The organism is Azospirillum sp. A26 (assembly GCF_042604635.1).
Taxonomy (GTDB): Bacteria; Pseudomonadota; Alphaproteobacteria; order Azospirillales; family Azospirillaceae; genus Azospirillum; species Azospirillum palustre.
Genome location: NZ_CP170472.1, coordinates 2501 through 20980 on the forward strand (window position 1 = coordinate 2501; position 18480 = coordinate 20980).

16 protein-coding genes, 1 tRNA gene and 2 rRNA genes (1 of these 19 running past the window's edge) are annotated in these 18480 nt (G+C 67.7%); 13 read left to right on the top strand and 6 right to left on the bottom strand.

Annotated elements, in window-relative coordinates:
• The 12 genes from ABNQ39_RS00490 to ABNQ39_RS00545 all read left to right on the top strand — a co-directional run.
• Positions 1-2569, top strand: a 23S ribosomal RNA gene (locus ABNQ39_RS00490) (it extends 178 nt beyond the left edge of the window).
• 148 nt (positions 2570-2717) lie between these two features.
• Positions 2718-2833, top strand: a 5S ribosomal RNA gene (gene rrf, locus ABNQ39_RS00495).
• Positions 2834-2916: 83 nt separating this feature from the next.
• Positions 2917-2993 (top strand) — tRNA-Met (locus tag ABNQ39_RS00500).
• Between the two features lie 373 nt (positions 2994-3366).
• On the top strand, positions 3367-4026 hold the full coding sequence (locus tag ABNQ39_RS00505; protein WP_376958270.1) for a hypothetical protein: 660 nt from the start codon (positions 3367-3369) through the stop codon (positions 4024-4026).
• A gap of 159 nt (positions 4027-4185) precedes the next feature.
• The gene (locus ABNQ39_RS00510; protein ID WP_376958271.1) at positions 4186-5823 is read left to right on the top strand and encodes a hypothetical protein; all 1638 of its coding nucleotides are present in this window, start codon (positions 4186-4188) and stop codon (positions 5821-5823) included.
• The gene (locus ABNQ39_RS00515; RefSeq protein ID WP_376958272.1) at positions 5811-7340 is read left to right on the top strand and encodes a GspE/PulE family protein; all 1530 of its coding nucleotides are present in this window, start codon (positions 5811-5813) and stop codon (positions 7338-7340) included. Before ABNQ39_RS00510 ends, ABNQ39_RS00515 begins: the two co-directional genes overlap by 13 nt.
• Positions 7341-7520: 180 nt before the next feature.
• Positions 7521-7988: a hypothetical protein gene (locus ABNQ39_RS00520; RefSeq protein WP_376958273.1), complete on the top strand. Its 468-nt coding sequence runs from the start codon at positions 7521-7523 to the stop codon at positions 7986-7988.
• Between the two features lie 185 nt (positions 7989-8173).
• A complete protein-coding gene (locus ABNQ39_RS00525) occupies positions 8174-8902 on the top strand; it encodes a hypothetical protein (RefSeq protein ID WP_376958274.1) in 729 nt (242 codons plus the stop codon).
• Positions 8903-9030: 128 nt separating this feature from the next.
• A complete protein-coding gene (locus ABNQ39_RS00530; RefSeq protein WP_376958275.1) occupies positions 9031-9579 on the top strand; it encodes a hypothetical protein in 549 nt (182 codons plus the stop codon).
• Positions 9567-11114, top strand: coding sequence for a type II secretion system protein GspD (locus tag ABNQ39_RS00535; RefSeq protein ID WP_376958276.1), 1548 nt, complete (start codon positions 9567-9569; stop codon positions 11112-11114). Before ABNQ39_RS00530 ends, ABNQ39_RS00535 begins: the two co-directional genes overlap by 13 nt.
• Positions 11115-11127: 13 nt before the next feature.
• Positions 11128-12309, top strand: a complete 1182-nt coding sequence (locus ABNQ39_RS00540; RefSeq protein ID WP_376958277.1) for a type II secretion system F family protein — start codon at positions 11128-11130, stop codon at positions 12307-12309.
• A 20-nt stretch (positions 12310-12329) separates the two neighbouring features.
• Positions 12330-12734 (top strand): hypothetical protein, encoded by a 405-nt coding sequence (locus tag ABNQ39_RS00545; protein WP_376958278.1) that lies wholly within the window; start codon positions 12330-12332, stop codon positions 12732-12734.
• A gap of 6 nt (positions 12735-12740) precedes the next feature.
• On the opposite strand, the gene ABNQ39_RS00550 is transcribed toward ABNQ39_RS00545, so the two are convergent.
• Positions 12741-13223: a lytic transglycosylase domain-containing protein gene (locus tag ABNQ39_RS00550; RefSeq protein WP_376958279.1), complete on the bottom strand. Its 483-nt coding sequence runs from the start codon at positions 13221-13223 to the stop codon at positions 12741-12743.
• A gap of 222 nt (positions 13224-13445) precedes the next feature.
• Between ABNQ39_RS00550 and ABNQ39_RS00555 the strand changes: the two genes are divergently transcribed.
• Positions 13446-14396 carry an MBL fold metallo-hydrolase gene (locus tag ABNQ39_RS00555; protein ID WP_376958280.1) on the top strand — a complete coding sequence of 317 codons (951 nt, stop codon included), beginning with the start codon at positions 13446-13448 and terminating at the stop codon, positions 14394-14396.
• Between the two features lie 19 nt (positions 14397-14415).
• Here ABNQ39_RS00555 and tyrS read toward each other — a convergent pair whose 3' ends face one another.
• From tyrS to ABNQ39_RS00580, 5 genes are all read right to left on the bottom strand, one after another.
• Positions 14416-15663, bottom strand: coding sequence for a tyrosine--tRNA ligase (gene tyrS, locus ABNQ39_RS00560; RefSeq protein WP_376958281.1), 1248 nt, complete (start codon positions 15661-15663; stop codon positions 14416-14418).
• 216 nt (positions 15664-15879) lie between these two features.
• On the bottom strand, positions 15880-16539 hold the full coding sequence (locus ABNQ39_RS00565) for a YcbK family protein (RefSeq protein WP_098740568.1): 660 nt from the start codon (positions 16537-16539) through the stop codon (positions 15880-15882).
• A 117-nt stretch (positions 16540-16656) separates the two neighbouring features.
• On the bottom strand, positions 16657-17547 hold the full coding sequence (gene radC, locus ABNQ39_RS00570; protein ID WP_376958282.1) for a RadC family protein: 891 nt from the start codon (positions 17545-17547) through the stop codon (positions 16657-16659).
• A 99-nt stretch (positions 17548-17646) separates the two neighbouring features.
• Positions 17647-18210, bottom strand: coding sequence for a cytochrome b (locus ABNQ39_RS00575; protein WP_376958283.1), 564 nt, complete (start codon positions 18208-18210; stop codon positions 17647-17649).
• A 17-nt stretch (positions 18211-18227) separates the two neighbouring features.
• A complete protein-coding gene (locus ABNQ39_RS00580) occupies positions 18228-18449 on the bottom strand; it encodes a hypothetical protein (protein WP_376958284.1) in 222 nt (73 codons plus the stop codon).
• Positions 18450-18480 lie beyond the last annotated feature (31 nt).

Below are 18480 nucleotides of genomic sequence, written 5' to 3' on the forward strand. Positions count from 1 at the left end.
CCCGGCGAACTGAAACATCTAAGTAGCCGGAGGAAAGGACATCAACCGAGACTCCGCTAGTAGTGGCGAGCGAACGCGGACCAGGCCAGTCATTCGATCTACATAACCGGAACCGTCTGGAAAGTCGGGCCATAGCGGGTGATAGCCCCGTACGGATAAACCGGATCGAATGCTCGAGTAGGGCGGGGCACGTGAAACCCTGTCTGAATGTGGGGGGACCACCCTCCAAGCCTAAGTACTCCTCAGTGACCGATAGTGCACCAGTACCGTGAGGGAAAGGTGAAAAGCACCCCGACAAGGGGAGTGAAACAGTTCCTGAAACCGGATGCCTACAAGCAGTCGGAGCCTCTTCATGGGGTGACGGCGTACCTTTTGTATAATGGGTCAGCGACTTAGAGTATGCAGCGAGCTTAAGCCGGTAGGTGGAGGCGCAGCGAAAGCGAGTCTGAATAGGGCGACCGAGTTGCATGCTTTAGACCCGAAACCTGATGATCTAGCCATGGGCAGGTTGAAGGTGCGGTAACACGCACTGGAGGACCGAACTCACGCCTGTTGAAAAAGTCGGAGATGACCTGTGGCTAGGGGTGAAAGGCCAATCAAATCAGGAAATAGCTGGTTCTCCGCGAAAGCTATTTAGGTAGCGCGTCGGATATCACCTGCGGGGGTAGAGCACTGGATGGGCTAGGGGGGCGCGAGCCTTACCAAACCTAACCAAACTCCGAATACCGCAGAGTGCAGTCCGGCAGACAGACGGTGGGTGCTAAGGTCCATCGTCGAGAGGGAAACAGCCCAGACCGCCAGCTAAGGTCCCCAAATCACGGCTAAGTGGGAAAGGATGTGGGAAGGCCATGACAACCAGGAGGTTGGCTTAGAAGCAGCCATCCTTTAAAGAAAGCGTAATAGCTCACTGGTCTAGTTAAGCCGGCCTGCGCCGAAAATGTATCGGGGCTCAAGCCGTGTACCGAAGCTGCGGATGTGATCTTTCAGATCACGTGGTAGCGGAGCGTTCCGTAAGCCTGCGAAGGGTGTCCGTGAGGCCGCCTGGAGGTATCGGAAGTGAGAATGCTGACATGAGTAGCGACAAACAGTGTGAGAAACACTGTCGCCGAAAGTCCAAGGGTTCCTGCGCAAGGTTAATCCACGCAGGGTGAGCCGGCCCCTAAGGCGAGGCCGAAAGGCGTAGTCGATGGGAACCACGTTAATATTCGTGGGCCTGGCGGAGGTGACGGATTGGAAAGCGTGTACGATCTTATCGGATTGATCGTGCTGTGGACCGGTTCCAGGAAATAGCCCCGCCTTATAGACCGTACCCCAAACCGACACAGGTGGACTGGTAGAGTATACCCAGGCGCTTGAGAGAATGGTGTTGAAGGAACTCGGCAAATTGCCCTCGTAACTTCGGAAGAAGAGGGCCCCGTTTGTGCGCAAGCGCAGGCGGGGGGCACAGACCAGGGGGTAGCGACTGTTTACTAAAAACACAGGGCTCTGCGAAGCCACACAAGGCGACGTATAGGGTCTGACGCCTGCCCGGTGCCGGAAGGTTAAGAGGAGGAGTGCAAGCTCTGAATTGAAGCCCCGGTAAACGGCGGCCGTAACTATAACGGTCCTAAGGTAGCGAAATTCCTTGTCGGGTAAGTTCCGACCTGCACGAATGGCGTAACGACTTCCCCGCTGTCTCCAACACCAACTCAGCGAAATTGAACTCTCCGTGAAGATGCGGAGTTCCCGCGGTCAGACGGAAAGACCCCGTGCACCTTTACTACAGCTTTGCAGTGGTGCTAGGGACTTCATGTGTAGGATAGGTGGGAGGCTTGGAAACATGGGCGCCAGCTCGTGTGGAGCCAACCTTGAAATACCACCCTTGAAGTCTCTGGCATCTAACCGTGGCCCGTGATCCGGGTCCGGGACCCTGCATGGCGGGTAGTTTGACTGGGGCGGTCGCCTCCCAAAGTGTAACGGAGGCGCGCGATGGTGGGCTCAGAGCGGTCGGAAATCGCTCGACGAGTGCAATGGCATAAGCCCGCCTGACTGCAAGACTGACAAGTCGAGCAGAGACGAAAGTCGGCCATAGTGATCCGGTGGCTCCACGTGGACGGGCCATCGCTCAACGGATAAAAGGTACGCCGGGGATAACAGGCTGATGACTCCCAAGAGTCCATATCGACGGAGTCGTTTGGCACCTCGATGTCGGCTCATCACATCCTGGGGCTGGAGCAGGTCCCAAGGGTTCGGCTGTTCGCCGATTAAAGTGGTACGTGAGCTGGGTTTAGAACGTCGTGAGACAGTTCGGTCCCTATCTGCCGTGGGTGTCGGAGTTTTGCGAGGATTTGTCCCTAGTACGAGAGGACCGGGATGGACATACCTCTGGTGCACCGGTTGTCACGCCAGTGGCATGGCCGGGTAGCTAAGTATGGACGGGATAACCGCTGAAAGCATCTAAGCGGGAAACCCACCTCTAAACCAGAGCTCCCTTGAGAGCCGTGACAGACCATCACGTCGATAGGAGGCATGTGGACCGGCAGCAATGCCTGAAGCTAAGCCTTACTAATCGCTCGATCGGCTTGATCTCGACACCACAAACCGCGCCATGCGCAGCAGCAAGCCTGCTCCAAAGCAGTGCTTGACCAGCGCACAGCCGTTCGATCCCATCCTCGACTCACTTGCACGAACAAGCATACAGCGCTTTCGGTAACGGCGTCGGTCTTGTGCCTCGGTGACCTGGTGGTCATGGCGAGGTGTCAAACACCCGATCCCATCCCGAACTCGGCCGTGAAAAGCCTCCGCGCCAATGGTACTGCGTCTTAAGACGTGGGAGAGTAGGTCGCCGCCAGGTCGCTCAGGCACAAGAGACGCTCCAATCCAAAAGCGCACATGCTTGCATCTTCACCAAATCCATCATCCGACAGAACAGACATCCGCGGGGTGGAGCAGCCCGGTAGCTCGTCAGGCTCATAACCTGAAGGCCGCAGGTTCAAATCCTGCCCCCGCAACCAAATCAATAAGAAGCCCGCCGCGCTCACGCACGGCGGGCTTCTTGCTGTTTCCGGTCCTTTCCGTCCGCGCCCCTTCATCCGCAGAACTTCATCCGCAGAACGGACGGCTTTGATGAGAGAGTGCGGTGGGTTGTCGCGCTGTGCGGACCCTGCGCTCTTCAAAACGGCTGTGCAGCACGGCAAAGTTGAAGCTTTGCAGCCGGCGTTCAAATCAACGCACGCGCGAAATTAACCTCTCATAAACGCCTTCCCGACGAACCTATTTTAGACAAAAGCAAGGCAGAGGGAAGGTCGCCGGGCCGGGAAGGGGCTGGCGGGTCGATCTCCTGTCGCGCGACCACCAGCCGTGTGCCGGCCTCCCCAGGAGACATAAATGTTCAATATTTTGACCGTTATTATTTCGGTCGCCCTCACGGCGGTGATGGGAGCCGCCGGCGTGTTCTATGTCGGTAGCGCCTTCACCACCGCCGGTCCGAAGGCCGCCGCCGTCGGCATCGTCCAGGCGCTGTCGCAGGTCGATGCGGCCTGGACGCTGTATGGCAGTAACGGCAACACCACAACGCTCGGTGCGGCGGGCGCGACCTTCCCGACCATGTCCGGTGCGGCGACGCAGACCGACTTGATCAACACCGGCTATCTCGCCGCCGTGCCGACCGCTCCGACGATTTCCGCCACCTGGAACGGCGTCGCCGGTGCCTACACGCTCGACCTGACCAACACCGCGACGGCCACCGGCGTCACCCAGTTCGGCAGCTTTGCCAACGGCGGCATCTTCCTGGTGCTGGGCACCACGGCCCTGTCGCAGTGCACGGAAATCGCCCGTGCCGGCGGTCAGATCTCTGCCACCGGCACGCTGGCCGTTCCCGGCACCGGTCTGACGCTGGCCGTCGCCACCCCGGCAGCCTTCAACACCGCCTTCACCGGCTACAAGTTCGGCTGCGTCCAGATCACCACGGCGACGGCGCTGACCTTCAACAACGTGACCGGCATCGCCGGTGACAACAACAAGTACGTCGCCTACTACAAGTTCTAAGCGTCGTCCGAAACGCCCTGTTGCTGACCGAAGCGCCCCGACCCCTGCGGCCGGGGCGCTTTCTTGTGATTTTCCGGGTCTTTTTCCGGAAAGTACGGCAACGGGATTGGTCCGCGACCCGGCGGCGAGATAGAGTGGGCCCGATTTGGAGGCCATGCCATGACATCGCTGATCCTGATGACGATCATGGCCATCTCGCTGGTGGCGACGACCGGCTACACCGCCTACACCATGGTCGACGCCTCGAACCGGATCAGCCAAGCCCAGCGAAGTGCCGCCGACATGCATCGGCTGGCGGCACTGGTCGAGGCGAACCTGCGCGTTCTCGACAATGACGGAGTCGCCAGCCCGCCGGCGCCCGAGGATCCGCCCCCACGTCCAGCAACTGCCGCGTCCGCAAAGGCGCAGGCGTCGACCGGCAAGGCTGCGGCCAAGGAGCCGGTGCAACCGGCCGGCACCCTGCCGCGCTGGCTGATGCCGGGCACCCGGACACCCTGGGGAGCGGTCTACGGCTATTGCGTCTTTGCTCCGTCATCGGACCGGGCGGCGGCGCAGCTCCGCACGGCATCCTGGCCGGCGGGGGCGGCCAGCGCTGGGCGCAGCTATGTGGCGGCCGCACCCGCTGCTCCGGCGGAACTGGCCCGTGCCGGGGTGATCGCCGCCATCGTGGCGCCGCCCATCGGCTCAACGACCTTGCCGGACTGCACGGCCCTGACCTTCCGCGACGGCCGGATCGAGGTCGCCGAGGGCAGCGCCGTCGCCGTCACCCGCGGGGCCTCGGCCGATCTCGCAGCACTGGCCGCCTCGGCGACCGTCACGCGCCATGTGGCACCGACCGCGCAGGGCGATGCGACCGGGACCAGCGCGGCCGACGCCATGACCCTGTCGGCCGCGCTCGGCCATTGGCAGGCGACCCGGCCCTCGACCATGATCCTGCGCCTCGCCCCCGGCCGGCACGAGCTTCCGGTGGCGCAGGTGCAGGCATTGGCGGCCGATCAGGACGGTGGCCGGGCGGTGCGGCTGGTGCTGAAGGCGGAGGGGCCCGGAGTCGTGGTGTCGACCAACCCGCCGGACATGGCGCTGCGGCTGCCGACCGATACCCGGATCGAGAATATCGGCTTCGAGATGCCGGTCGAGGCGCTTCCCGGCACCCGGCTGACCTTTGCTGGTAACAACGCCATTTCGACCAACCGGGCCGCCGGGCTGCGGGTGGCCCATGCGCGGCTGGATGTTGCGGGCGGGAAACTGACGGTGACGGCGCCCGGCGGCGACGGTGTGCTGGTCGATGGCGGCACCGCCCTGTTCCGCGACGCTGCTGTCGAGGTCACGGTCGGGGCCGGCCGCAGTGCGCTGGTGTCCTCACTGGGGGCCGGCGTCACCTTCACGGCCGAGTCGCGGCGCCCGTCTTTGCAAGTCCATGGCAGGGGACTGCCGATGGCGGCGCTGCGCAGCGGCGGCGGCCAGGCCATCCTCGACCGGACCGACGTTGCCGTCGACAACGGCACGCCCTTCGGCATCGTCATCGAGAACGGGCAGCTGGAGATGAAGTCCTCTGTCATCGGCGGGCCGACGGCGCGGCCGGGCAGTGCCGGTGTCCTCGACCTCGGCGGGTCGCATGCGGTGGCGGATCCCAACAGCCACATCTGGTCGGCGCCCGGCGGCCGCTGCGCCCAGGGGGCGCTGTTTTCCCAGCAGGCTGTCGCGGGGGAGGGGGGGCGCGCCGTTTCCGGGGCCGCCGCAGCGGGCGCGGTGCTGCCGTCGGTCGCCAACCGGGCGAGCTGGACATGCCGGTCCTGAAGCCGTCCGCGGCGTTCCGCGAGGAACTTGCCGGCTACCTGCTGCGCAAGGGGCTGGTGACGCGCGGCATCCTCGACGCCGCGATGGCGGAGCAGCGGGTGACCGGCGAGTCGCTGGGCGCCATCCTGGTGCGCAACGGCTTCCTTGCCCGCGCCGACCTGGACGAGGCGAAGATCAGCCATGAAACCGCCCTGGAGACGCCGGAGGCGATGGGCGGCACGCCGATCCCACTGCCGCTGCTGGAGCGTCACGCGATCATCGTCACCGGGCTCAGCGACGATGCGGTGCATGTGGCGACGCTGCACGACGAATCGGTGGCCGGCCGGGTGGCGGCCCGCTACTACCCCGGCCGGACGGTGCGTTTCAGCAGCTTCGTCCCCGACCAGTTCGACGAGTTTCTCGACCGCGTCCGCCGTGCCCAGTCCGGGATGGAGGACAGCGATCCGGTGGAGCAGCTGGTGTCGCGCGCGGTTGAGGCCGGGGCATCGGACATCCACATCCTGCCGCGCCGCAAGACCTGCAGCATCTTCCTGCGGGTGGACGGCATCCGCCGCCTGATGGACGAGACGGCGGCGGCCACCGCCGCCACCATCGTCGCCCGGATCAAGGACCGCTCCGGCATGGATCTGGCGGAACGGCGGCTGCCGCAGGAAGGACGGTTCGAGGTCGAGCATCGCGGGCGGCCGGTCGATCTGCGCGTGACCACCGTGCCGTCGGTGGATGGCGAGATCATCGTCATGCGCATTCTGGATGTGGAGCGGGTGCAGCCGAACCTGGACCGGCTGGGCATCAGCCATGTCGGCGACTGGCGCCGCGCGGTGGACCGGCGCCATGGGCTGTGCCTGGTCTGCGGACCGACCGGGTCCGGAAAATCGACCACCCTGACCGCGACCGTGCGCGAGATGGACCGGCTGGGCCGCGCCATCTACAGCATCGAGGATCCGGTGGAATACCGCATGGCCTATACCGGGCAGGTCAACGTCAACCCGGCGGTGAAGCTGGACTTCGCGCGGGTCGTCCGCACCTTCATGCGCGCCGATCCCGACGTGATCGTGCTGGGCGAGGTGCGCGACGAGGAGACGGCGCAGATCGCGGTGCGCGCCGCCGACACCGGCCATATGGTGCTGACCACCCTGCACACGGGATCGGTGAACGGGGCCATCGACCGGCTGCGCCATCTCGGCGTGCCGGCCCACGACATCAAGTCGCTGCTGCGCGGCGTTCTGGTCCAGTCGCTGGTCCGCACCCTCTGTCGGGCCTGCCATGGCGCCGGCTGCGAGGCTTGCGGCAATGCCGGCTATGCCGGGCGGACGGCAGTCAGCGAATGCGCGGTGTTCGACGAGCCCGCCGCCGTGGTCGCCGCGGCGAAGGGCGCGCGGAACTGGCGGTCGCTGTATGAGGATGCGGTCGCCAAATTCCATGCCGGCGTCACCACGGCGGCCGAACTGCGCCGCGTCTTCGGCAGCGAGGCCAAGGGTGTGGAGCAGCGCATGCCGGCGCCGCGGCCGAAAAAGTAAGGTCGAAGACATGAAAAGTTTCGCGCTTCCAGACGTTCCTGTCGGTCGTCATCCCCGCGAAGGCGGGGATCCAGACGTCTCCGCATCCAGGTCTTTGCGGTGGCTGGATTCCCGCCTGCGCGGGAATGACGGCCGAGAAGCGCCTCACGAAAACGCAAAAACCCCGAGATCCTCCGGGCGATGAACATCATCCAGGCGATCTTCGCCCTTGCCCTGATGGGCATGGTGGTGGCGGGTGGCATCCAGTACGTCAACCCGTCGGCCATGGCGAAGAGCCGCGTCGCCTCGCAGGCCGATTCCGGCTTTTCCGTGCTGGAGGGCGCCTACCGCAGCCGGCAGGCCAGCGGTGCCGCGGTGCCGGCCGCCGATGGGTGGCAGGCGGCGCTGTTCCCGGCCTTCGGCACGATGCCGGCGGCGGTGTCGGGGCTGTCCTGGTCCTATGGCGTGCAGGCGGAGGGAACCTGGTTCTGCCTGTCCGGACCGCTGTCCGGCGGCTCTGCCGGCGATCCGGTGACGGGGGCGCTTACTTCGCTCGCCACCCGGCGGCCGGAGGGGCTGTACGAGGTGACGCGCAGTTGCGGCGGGACGGGGGGAGAGCCGTCAGGAACCGTGGCCGCCACCCTGTGGATGCAGCGGACGGCGCGATAGGGGGGCTTGGCCGTGGTCATGACGTTGTTTCAGCCCCGGCCATTGACCGCGGGGCGTCGGCGGGCATAGAGATGCTGCGGCGCCCTGTCCGCACGTGGTAACTTGGACGGACTGTCGCCACCTCTTTCGGTCGAGTCGGGAAGGCAGGGGCGTTCTTGGGCAGCGGCGGTCTCGCGACCAATGTCATGTACGGCTTCCTGGAAGGTGTGGAGCGCCGCGACGCCCTCGCCTATGCGCGCTCGTTCGCGCGGCGCACGGTGGGAAGCTCCGAACGCTGCTGGTACGCGGTCGAACCGCTGTGGACCGGCTTCCTCTATGAAATCCACGAGGGCGGCCCCGGCCGGTCCTTTCTGCCCGATCTGGTGACGGAACTCGACGCCAATCCCGGCGGCATCGCGCTGGTTCCGTCGGGGCGGCGGGTGTTCGAGCTGACGGTGCGCAACGGGCGTCCGGTCGGCGGGCTGCTGCCCGAGGCCAAGAGCCGGCAGGTCCAGCTTCAGATGGCGGCGATCCGGCCGACGGTGCCGGTCGACGGCAAGGCCTATGGCGTGGTGATCCCGCCCTGGGTGACCGCCGATCAGGTCAGGCTGCGCACCATCCGGGCGACGCGGCGGATGCGGCGGGTGGCGGCTCCGGTCTCGGTGCCGCTGGCATTGTCTTCGGTCGGCTTCGCCGCCGGGCTGGGGCTGCTGACCACCGGCGGCGGGCTGTATTACTGGTCGCCGCACCGTGTACCGCAGCCGCAGGCCCTGACGCTGGAGCAGATGCCACACCGGCAGTGGGAGGCGGCGCTGGCCGCCATCGGTCCGGACAATTATGTCAGCAAGCTGGAATACCGCGACGGCAAATGGACCATCGAGGTTGCCGGCCCGATTGCGGCTCCAAGCGCAGGCCAGACCGCGGGTGCCCGTTGATGGCGCTGACGGTTGCCGATTTACCCATTCTCAAGCATAGCGCTGGGACTATTGCCGCCGGACCTGATGGTCGCAACCGGCGGGCGGGAACGATGGTGGACCGGGTTTCCGGGATGATGAGACGGAGGGTGGGAGCGGTCTTGCTGGCGGCGTCGCTGTCGGCCGGCCCACTGCTCCCTGCCGCGGCATTGGCGGAGGAGAGCCCGTTCCTGCCGCCAGCGGCGCGCCAGGACACTCTGGAGCGGCGCCTGCAACAGCGCATCGACACCGCGGTGTCCGGGCTGGAGGAGCGGGTCGCCAAGGCGATGGTCGATGCCCTCGACGGACGGGCGCGCGACGGCGCCTTGCCGCGGGCGGTCGAGGATGCGCTGGCCCGCCGGATGGCGGCGCCGGGCGGGGCCTTGCCCGGTGGTGCCTCCGCCGGGGCGATGGCGCCGGGCGGACGCCGCCAGGGGGCGGCTCTGGCCGGAAGCCCGCCGGGGGCGCCGCCACTGCCGCCGCTGCCCAACATGCCGGGGGCCGCCATGTCGGCCGCCGATCTGGTGCCGTCGGGCGCCACCTTCGTCGGCTGTCTCGACGGCCGCGCCTTTTTCCAGGACCGCGCCGGCACGCCGTTCCTGATCGACCCGCGCGCCTTCCCGGCGACGGGCGGGGGACCCGCCACATGCGCAAGATGACCGTTGCCCGCAAGAGCGGCTCAATCCGGACCGGCTTTCTGCTGCCCGCCATGGTGGGGCTGCTGGCGGCGGGTTCTTTGGCCTCCTGCTCCCTGCCGGAGGTGGCCGAGCTGCCGAAGCGCGAGACGGTGGTCGCCGCCGCCGAGCAGCGCCTGACCGAGGACAACTCCCCGGCGGTGACCGAGGTGCCGGTGGGCCGCGGCATGCTGGTCGCCCAATCCCTGCGCCAGCCGCTGCCGGCCAGCCTCGCGGCGCGCCAGATCTCGGTCAGCTTCCCGTCGGGCGAGAACACGCTGGACCGGCTGACCAGCATGATGACCTATTCCGGCGTGCCGGTCGCCACCCGGTTCGAGGGCACCGACGGGGCGGCGATGCTGCGCCAGACCCTGCCGATCCGCGCCTTCACCGGCAGCTTCACCGATCTGGCAGGCGTGCTGGAGACCGGCATGGGCGTGGTGGCGTGGTGGCAGAACGGCACGCTGTTCCTCAGCAACCGCGACCGTTTCGCCTTCACCGTGCCGCAGAACCAGGCGGTCATCGATTCGGTGATGACCGATCTGAAGACGCTGGGCGCCACCGACATCACCCAGTCGCTGCGCGGCGGACAGGTGGTCTTCTCCGCCTCGCCCACTGTCTACAGCGAGGTGATCCAGCCCTACATCGACCGGCTGCACCGCAACATGGCGATGGTGCGCATCCAGCTGGCGGTGGTCAGCCTGGGCCTGACCGACCAGTCGGCCAGCGGCTTCGACTGGAACGCGCTGGCCTTGCAGTTCAACCGGCTGCAATCGGGCACCACCACGACCACCAACGGGACGACGACGGTCAATGGCGGCCTCGCCGGTACGGTTTCGGCGGCCCAGGCGCCGATCTCCGTCAACATTTCCAACCCCGGCACGCTGCTGGGGGTCAGCGGCGTGTTCAATGTGGCGGGCGCCATCTCCTTCCTGTCGAAGTTCGGCAACACCGACACCCGCCAGAATGTCGAGGTGCACACCCTGTCGGGGGCGGAGGTGACGCTGCGCAGTGGCCAGACCATCCCCTACGTCACCGGGGTCGGCGTCACCGCCGTCGGCGGGCTCGGCACCGCCACCACGGCGACCGGCAACGCCGCGCTGAATTCGCCGGGCGTGGTGGGGTCGGCGCAGACCGGCACGGTCCAGACCGGGCTGACGATCAAGCTGACGCCGCATTTCGACGCCGACAACCAGATCGTCACCATCGACCTGAACCTGCTGCTGAACAATCTGATCGAGTTCCGCGACCTGAACGCCGGCAATCAGGTCGGCATCCTGACACAGCCGGTGACGCAGGAGCAGGCACTGAACGACATCGTCCGGGTGGTGGCCGGCAACACGGTGGTGCTGGGCGGCTTGCAGACCGACAGCCGCGGTTTCAGCGGCAACCAGCCGACGGTGACCCGCGGAGCAATCGACAAGGGGGTGATCGGCAAGCAGGCGCAGGACATCAGCAAGGACGCGCTTTTCCTGATCCTGCGGCCGACCGTGACGGTCTTCCGTCCGGCGGCGCGCTGACGGGACGGCGGCGATGGCGTGGTTCGAGGTCAGGCTGCTCGCCGGCGGCCGCGCCCGCTCCATCGAGGTGGAGGCTGCCGACGAACGCCGCGCCCGTGACGCCATCAGCGGCCGGGGCCGCGTGCTGTCGATCCGCCGTCGGCTCAAGGTCGGCGGCTGGGGCCGGCCGCTCGACCGCAACGAACGGCACATCCTGTTCATCCGGCTGGCGGCGATGCTCGACTCACGGGTCGGGCTGGCAGAGGCGCTGCGCCGCATCGCCGCCGCCTTCCGCGGGCGCATCCGCCGCACGGCAGAACGCATGGCCGACGCGGTGGAGCTGGGCGACGATCTTGCCGACGCCATGCTGCGCCAGCCGCGCAGCTTCCCGCCGGTGCTGGTGGCGCTGGTGCGGGCCGGCGGCTTCGGCGAGGGCACGCCGGCTGCGCTCCGCACCGCCGCCGAGTTCGAACGGCAGCTTGCCGGGGCGCGCCAGGGCTTCCGCTCCGGGCTGGCGCTGGCGGTGCTCTATGTCGTGACGTCGGGCGTGGTGATGGTCGGCACCTCCTTCGTCCTGACGCCGCTCCTGCTCGAGACCGAGGTGTTCCGGCGGGCGGGGGAGGAGGTGAATGTCGACTGGGTCTATCTGCTGTCGAACCTGACCACCGGGCTGGTCGCGATCGTGCTGGTCGCGCTGGCCGTGCTGGGCGGGCTGGCGACGGCCGGCCGGCGGGCGGCGCCCGAGCGGGTCGACCGGCTGGTGATGGGGATCCCGCTCTACCGCGACATCGCGCTGGGCATCCAGCACCATGTCATCTTCCGCGAGCTGTCGCTGCTGGTGGCCGGCGGCGTGCCGATCGACCGGGCGCTGCGGCTGACCGCCGACGGCGCTCCCGCCGGTGCGCTGGCTGCCGACCTTATTGATGCGACGCGGGCGGTTGCCGCCGGGCTGCCCTGGACCGACGCCATGCGGGCGCTGCCCGGCACCGACCGCGCCTCCATCGCCGCGGCGGAGAACCGGGTGGAACTGGCGCAGAGCCTGTCGGCGCTGGCCGAGCAGTACCGCGACCTCTATCTGCACGCCGTCGCAGTGGCGGAACCGGTGCTGCGCGGCCTGTCCGTGGTGGTGGTCGGGGTGGCCGGCATCGTCATGTTCGGGCTTACCATCGTGCCGATCCTGCAACTCGCCGAGCACATCGCGCGGCAACCCTTTTGAGCCGAGGAAACTCCACCGCCATGCCCGGCCCCCTCTTCGCCCCCGGATCGGTCTGCACAACCTGCATCGCCCTGTCGGTCTGCGGCGTCCTGTTCGCCGGGGTTGGGGCGGCCCTGCATGTCCGCAGCTATCTGCTGGGCGAGGCGGTGGCCGAGGGCGGCAGCCGGTCGGACGGTGTCTGCCTGGGGGCCGCCCGCCGGATGGGCGGGGAACTGACGGTGACGCCGGAGGGGCTGCGCGTCACGCTGCCGGACGCGGTCGACCAGCGGACCTCGCTGACCGACGCGTCGGGCCTGCTGGCCTTCTGCCCGGACATGACGCTGTCCTATTTCTGCATGGGGCTGTCCTGCGGTCCCGGCGGCTCCCCTGGCGGCCCGAATGGAAAGGTCAGCATGCAGGTGGAGCTGACGCGCAAGGCGCTCTAGTGGGGCTTATTTGGGCTGGCTGGACAGCGACTTGGCGGCCTCTATGACGCGCCGCAGGTAGCGGGCGTGGAACTCCGGCGTGCGGCTGTGGTAGTTGCCGACGGCGGTCCAGAAATTCTCCCAGCCGACGGCGTCGATCTCCCGCCGCAGGATCCAGGCGGTGACCCGGATGTTGTAGCAGGGGTCGAAGGTCAGCGCCTGCTGCACCACCTCCGGCGGGACGCGGCCGGCGGCGATCACCGGGAACCAGATGCTGTTGATCTGCCCCGGCCCGCAATCCTTGGTGCCGTTGCTGTTGGCGGAGCAGGCGCCGGGCGTGCCCTGTTCGACCGCCAGGATCAGCCGCAGCGCATCGGCCGGCACCTGCCATTCCACCGCCGCCATGTCCAGGCAGTGCGGCGGGACGGCGGCGATGCCCTTCGGCGCGCGGTCGGCCAGTGCCGGGGTTGCGGCAACCAGCAGGGCGGATGCCAGCAGTGCGGCCGGCATTCTGGCCGGCAGTCCGGCAAAATCGAAACGCACCCACCGCTTCACCCGATGCCTCCCCCGGCGACCCGACGCAGACAGGAAGCGGCGGCGCCCGCTAACAACCGGTTAATTCAAACGCGTTGCATGGTTTCAAGTGAAACGATATGGTTTGCCCAACCGATCAATGACGGCCGTGCTTCCCTGGAGGGTTGGGGGGATCGGCCGCGCCTGTGGAGAAAACGGATGTCCAAGAACTTCGCTTCGCACGCCGACCTGGACGAAAAGACCGTCAGTTTCGACAAGCTGTCGGACAACGCCTATGCCTACACGGCGGAGGGCGACCCCAACACCGGCATCGTCATCGGCGACGATGCTGTGATGGTGATCGACACCCAGGCGACGCCGGTGATGGCGCAGGACGTCATCCGCCGCATCCGCGAGGTCACCGACAAGCCGATCCGCCATGTGGTGCTGTCGCATTACCACGCGGTGCGCGTGCTGGGCGCCTCGGGCTATGCGCCGGAGCAGATCATCGCCAGCGAGGACACCCGCGACCTGATCGTCGAGCGTGGCGAGGCCGACATGGCGAGCGAGATCGGCCGCTTCCCGCGCCTGTTCCGCGCCGTCGAATCCGTCCCCGGCCTGACCTGGCCGACCATCACCTTCCGCGGCCACATGACGCTATGGCTGGGCTCGCTGGAGGTGCAGTTGCTGCAACTCGGCCGTGGCCACAGCAAGGGCGACACGGTGGTGTGGCTGCCGCAGCAGAAGATCCTGTTCTCCGGCGACCTCGTCGAATATGGCGCCACCCCCTATTGCGGCGACGCCTACTTCACCAACTGGCCGGCGACGCTGGATGCCCTCGCCGCGCTGAAGCCGGAGAAGCTGGTGCCCGGCCGCGGTGCCGCCCTGACCACGGCGGAGCAGGTGCAGGAGGGGCTGCGCGGCACCCGCGCCTTCACCAGCGAACTGTTCGAGCTGGTTAAGCAGGGTGTCGCGGCGGGGAAGGACCTGCGCGCCATCTACAAGGACACCTATGCCGCGCTGAAGCCGAAGTTCAGCCATTGGGTGATCTTCGACCATTGCATGCCGTTCAACGTCACCCGCGCCTATGACGAGGCGACCGGCCACGTCGATCCCCGCATCTGGACCGCCGAGCGCGACATGGAGATGTGGCGCCAGCTGGAGGGCTGACGCCACCCTCTCTCCATCGTCACGCGGTGACGATCAGGCGGACATGGCGCTTGCGGCCGGCCGACAGCACGGCCGGTGCGGTGAGCGTCGCCGCCTCGTCGGTTACCGGCTGGCCGTCCAGCCGGGCGCCGCCCTCGCGGATCAGGCGGCGCGCCGCCCCCTTGGAGGCCGACAGGCCGGCGGCCACCAGCGCATCGACCAGCGGCACGCCGCCGGTTCCCTCCGCAAGCCGCAATGTGACCTCCGGCAGGCCGTCGCCGCCGGGGGCGAAGGGGCTGCCGGCAGCGGACGCCGCCCGTTCCGCCTCCGCGGTGCCATGGCACAGGCGGGTCGCCTCCGTCGCCAGCACGATCTTCGCCTCGTTGATCTCCGCGCCCCCCAGCCGCTCCAGCCGGGCGATCTCGTCGAGCGGCAGTTCGGTGAACAGGCGCAGGAAGCGGCCAACATCGGCGTCCTCGGTGTTGCGCCAGAACTGCCAGAAGTCGAAGGGGCTGCGCGCGTCGGCGTTCAGCCACACCGCACCGCCGGCGGTCTTGCCCATCTTGGTGCCCGACGCCGTGGTCAGCAGCGGCGTGGTCAGGCCGAACAGCTCGCGCCGCTCGACCCGGCGGGCCAGCTCGATGCCGTTGACGATGTTGCCCCACTGGTCGGACCCGCCCATCTGCAACAGGCAGCCGTGGCGGCGCGACAGCTCCAGGAAATCATAGGCCTGGAGGATCATGTAGTTGAATTCCAGGAAGGTCAGCGGCTGCTCGCGCTCCATCCGCTGGCGCACCGACTCGAAGCTCAGCATGCGGTTGATGGTGAAATGGCGGCCGACGTCGCGCAGGAAGGGCACGTAGTCCAGCCCGTCCAGCCAGTCGGCATTGTCGACCATGACGGCGTCGGCCGGGCCGTCCCCGAAGGTCAGGTATTGGCCGAAGACGCTGCGCAGGCCGGCGGCGTTCGCGGCGATCTGCGCCTCGTCCAGCATCGGGCGGCTGGTGTCGCGGAAGCTGGGATCGCCGATCCGGGTGGTGCCGCCGCCGATCAAGACGATGGGGCGGTTGCCGGTGCGCTGAAGCCAGCGCAGCGCCATGATCGACAGCAGGTGCCCGACATGCAGGCTGGCCGCCGTGGCGTCGTAGCCGACATAGGCGGTCAGCACCCCACCCGGTGCCTCGGCGGCGAGACCCGACAGGTCGTCGGCCGGATCGCTGCAGTGATGGAGGAAGCCGCGCTCGCGCAGGATGCGCAGGAAGTCGGCTGCATTGGACTGGGTCGGCATGGAAGACGTCTCTACGGTTGGCCGGGCCGTCCGGAGACTGTCTCTGTATGGGGAGAGAACCATGGCCGCCGGACTTGCGACGGCATGGTTTCGGGTATGACCGATCGACGCCGCGCTATGGGAGCGGCGGATAATACATCGGGGCAGTGAGGGCGATGCGGTCGGTCATGGCGCACTCCCTACACCGGTGTGAGGGAAAGATCCAGCCTTGGACGGTCACTTCCGCCCAAGCATCTGGCGGCGGGCGATGGCCCGGTGCAGCTGCATGCGCTGCGACACCGTGCGCAGGCGGGTGCTGCGGGCGCCGGGGGCGAACAGCCCGTCCAAATTCTGGCCGAACATTTCCCAGCTGCGCAGCGGGCCGGTGTCGATGTGCAGGAAGTGGGAGCGCGGATACCAGCCCACCCCGCCGCGCTTCAGGTCGAGCGCGCTGCGGTGCGCGTCGGGCAGGCGCGATGGCAGGGTGACGTCCAGCGCCCGGCCCAGCAGATGCTGGCTGTGCTCCGCCACGCCCAGGCTGCGGGCGGCCAGCATGGCGTTGGTTTCCGGCGTGCGGAAGGCCGACAGGATGGTCGCCTTGGACTGTCCCACCGCCTCCAGGATATCGGCCAGGAAATCGAGCGTGCCGACGTCGACCGGCCCCTCCTTGTTGGCGCGGTGGTCGCGCAGGAATTTGCCGAGGTCGGCCATCGCGTCGGGCAGCGGGCCGTCGGCGTCGCGGTAGGGGCCGTCGAAGGTCTCCCCGGTGTGCTGGTTCGTCAGGGTCAGGCGGCGCGGGGCGGCCGGGGCGGCCATCGCGCGGTCGGACATCAGCACCAGTGCTCCGCACCCGATCAGCAGGCTGCGGCGCTTCAGGGAGAGGGGCGAGGAGGACATGCGGTCGGTCGATCTTTCGGCGGGGCATCGTCAGGTCAACAAAATGGCGACCGATTCGCAAATGCAAAGTGGCGGCGCATGGCGCGGCTGCATGGCAAGCAGGGGATGAGGAACCGGCTACAGCAGGCGCTGCGCCTTGAAGCTGGTGTGCCGGCCGCCCTTGCCGATCACCAGATGGTCGTGCACGACAAGCCCCACGGCGTTGGCGGCGCGGACGATCTCCTTGGTCATCTCGATGTCGGCTCGGCTGGGGGTGGGATCGCCCGAGGGGTGGTTGTGCACCAGGATCACGGCGGCGGCCGACAGCTCCAGCGCGCGCTTCACCACCTCGCGCGGATAGACCGGGGTGTGGTCGATGGTGCCGCGCTGCTGCACCTCGTCGGCGATCAGCTTGTTCTTGCGGTCGAGGAACAGCAGGCGGAACTGCTCGGTCGGCTCATGCGCCATGGCGGCGGCGCAATAGTCGATCAGCGCCTGCCACGAGGCCAGCACCGGCTGGTCGATCACCCGCTGCTGCAAGGCGCGCAGGGCCGCCGCCCCGACGATGCGCACGGTGGCGACGGCATTGTCGGTGCCGAGCGACACGCCGTCCGCCTTCAGGCCGCGCAGCCGTTCCGGCGGGGCGTTGACCACCCCCCACAGGTCGCCGAAGGTGCGGATCAGCAGCTTGGCCAGCGGCCTCACATTGCGCCGCAGGCTGACGGCGAACAGCACCATCTCCAGCAGTTCGTAATCCTCCAGCGCGTCGGGACCGCGGTCGAGGAAGCGGCGGCGCAGCCGTTCGCGATGGTCGAGATAATGGGGATCCTCGGCGGCAGCCTCATCGTCGGCGTCGCCGGCCGGATTGGGGGCGGGATCGGTGTCGGGATTGGGGGCGGGACCGGCGCTCGATGCCGGCAGGTCGGGGAAGGGCAGGAGGCCGGCGCTTTGGCCAGCATCGTCCATTTCCGTTCCGCCTGCCGCACGTCCGGTCTTCCGGCCGCGTCCTGTCGTCTTGCGTTCTGCCATCGCCCATCGCCATGCATATGTATGGCAAAGACTATAGCGTCTGGATGCGCGAGCGCACAGGGGCGGCGCTCGCATCGGTGGAGAAAGAAGGTCGCGGGATCAGTCGGCGAGGCCGGGCTGGTTGCGTCCATGACGGCCCGGCAGCATGCGGGCCAGCACGCCGTCGCGGCGGACGAAATGGTGCCACAGCGCCGCCGCCGCATGCAGGGAGGCAAGCACAAGGATCAGGTTGGCGCCAAGCTCATGGATATCCTTCACCGAGCGGCCAAGCGTGCGGTCCGCCTCGAAGGGGGAAGGGATGGTGAACAGGCCGAAGAAGGTCAGCGTGTCGCCGCGCAGCCAGGTCAGCACCACACCCACCAGCGGGATCGCCAGCATCAGGGCGTAGAGGCCGAAATGGACGAGGTGCGAGGCGCCGCGTTCGACCGGCGTCATCTCCGGCGGCAGGGCGGGGGTGCCGCGGGTCAGGCGCAGCACGATCCGCGCCAGCACCAGCCCGAGCAGGCCCAGGCCGAAGGAGATGTGCAGCCACCAGATCGTCGCCCGCATCGGGTGCCCGCGCTCATAGAAATCCTCGCCGAAGGTCAGCAGATAGAGGCCGACGATCAGCAGGGCGATCAGCCAGTGCAGGGTCTTCTGGGTGGTGCTGTAGGTGGTGGGCATCTGGAACGCGCCTCCGGTCAGGCGGTGATGTTGAGCGTGCGGCCGCGGTTGGGGTCCGTCGGCAGGCTGGGGGTGGTGCTGCGCTGCTCGGCGGCCTGGGCGGCGGGGCTCTCGCGGCTGTCGTTGTCGCGGTCGCCGTCGCTGTCGATCCCGGCTGTGGCCGTCGCCGTTGCGGACGGGCGGCTCTGGAGCGGTGACGGCATCGTCGGCAGGGCGGTCGAGGAAGTGGCGGACAGCATCGGCGGTCATCCTGGCAAGGGCGAAGAGTTC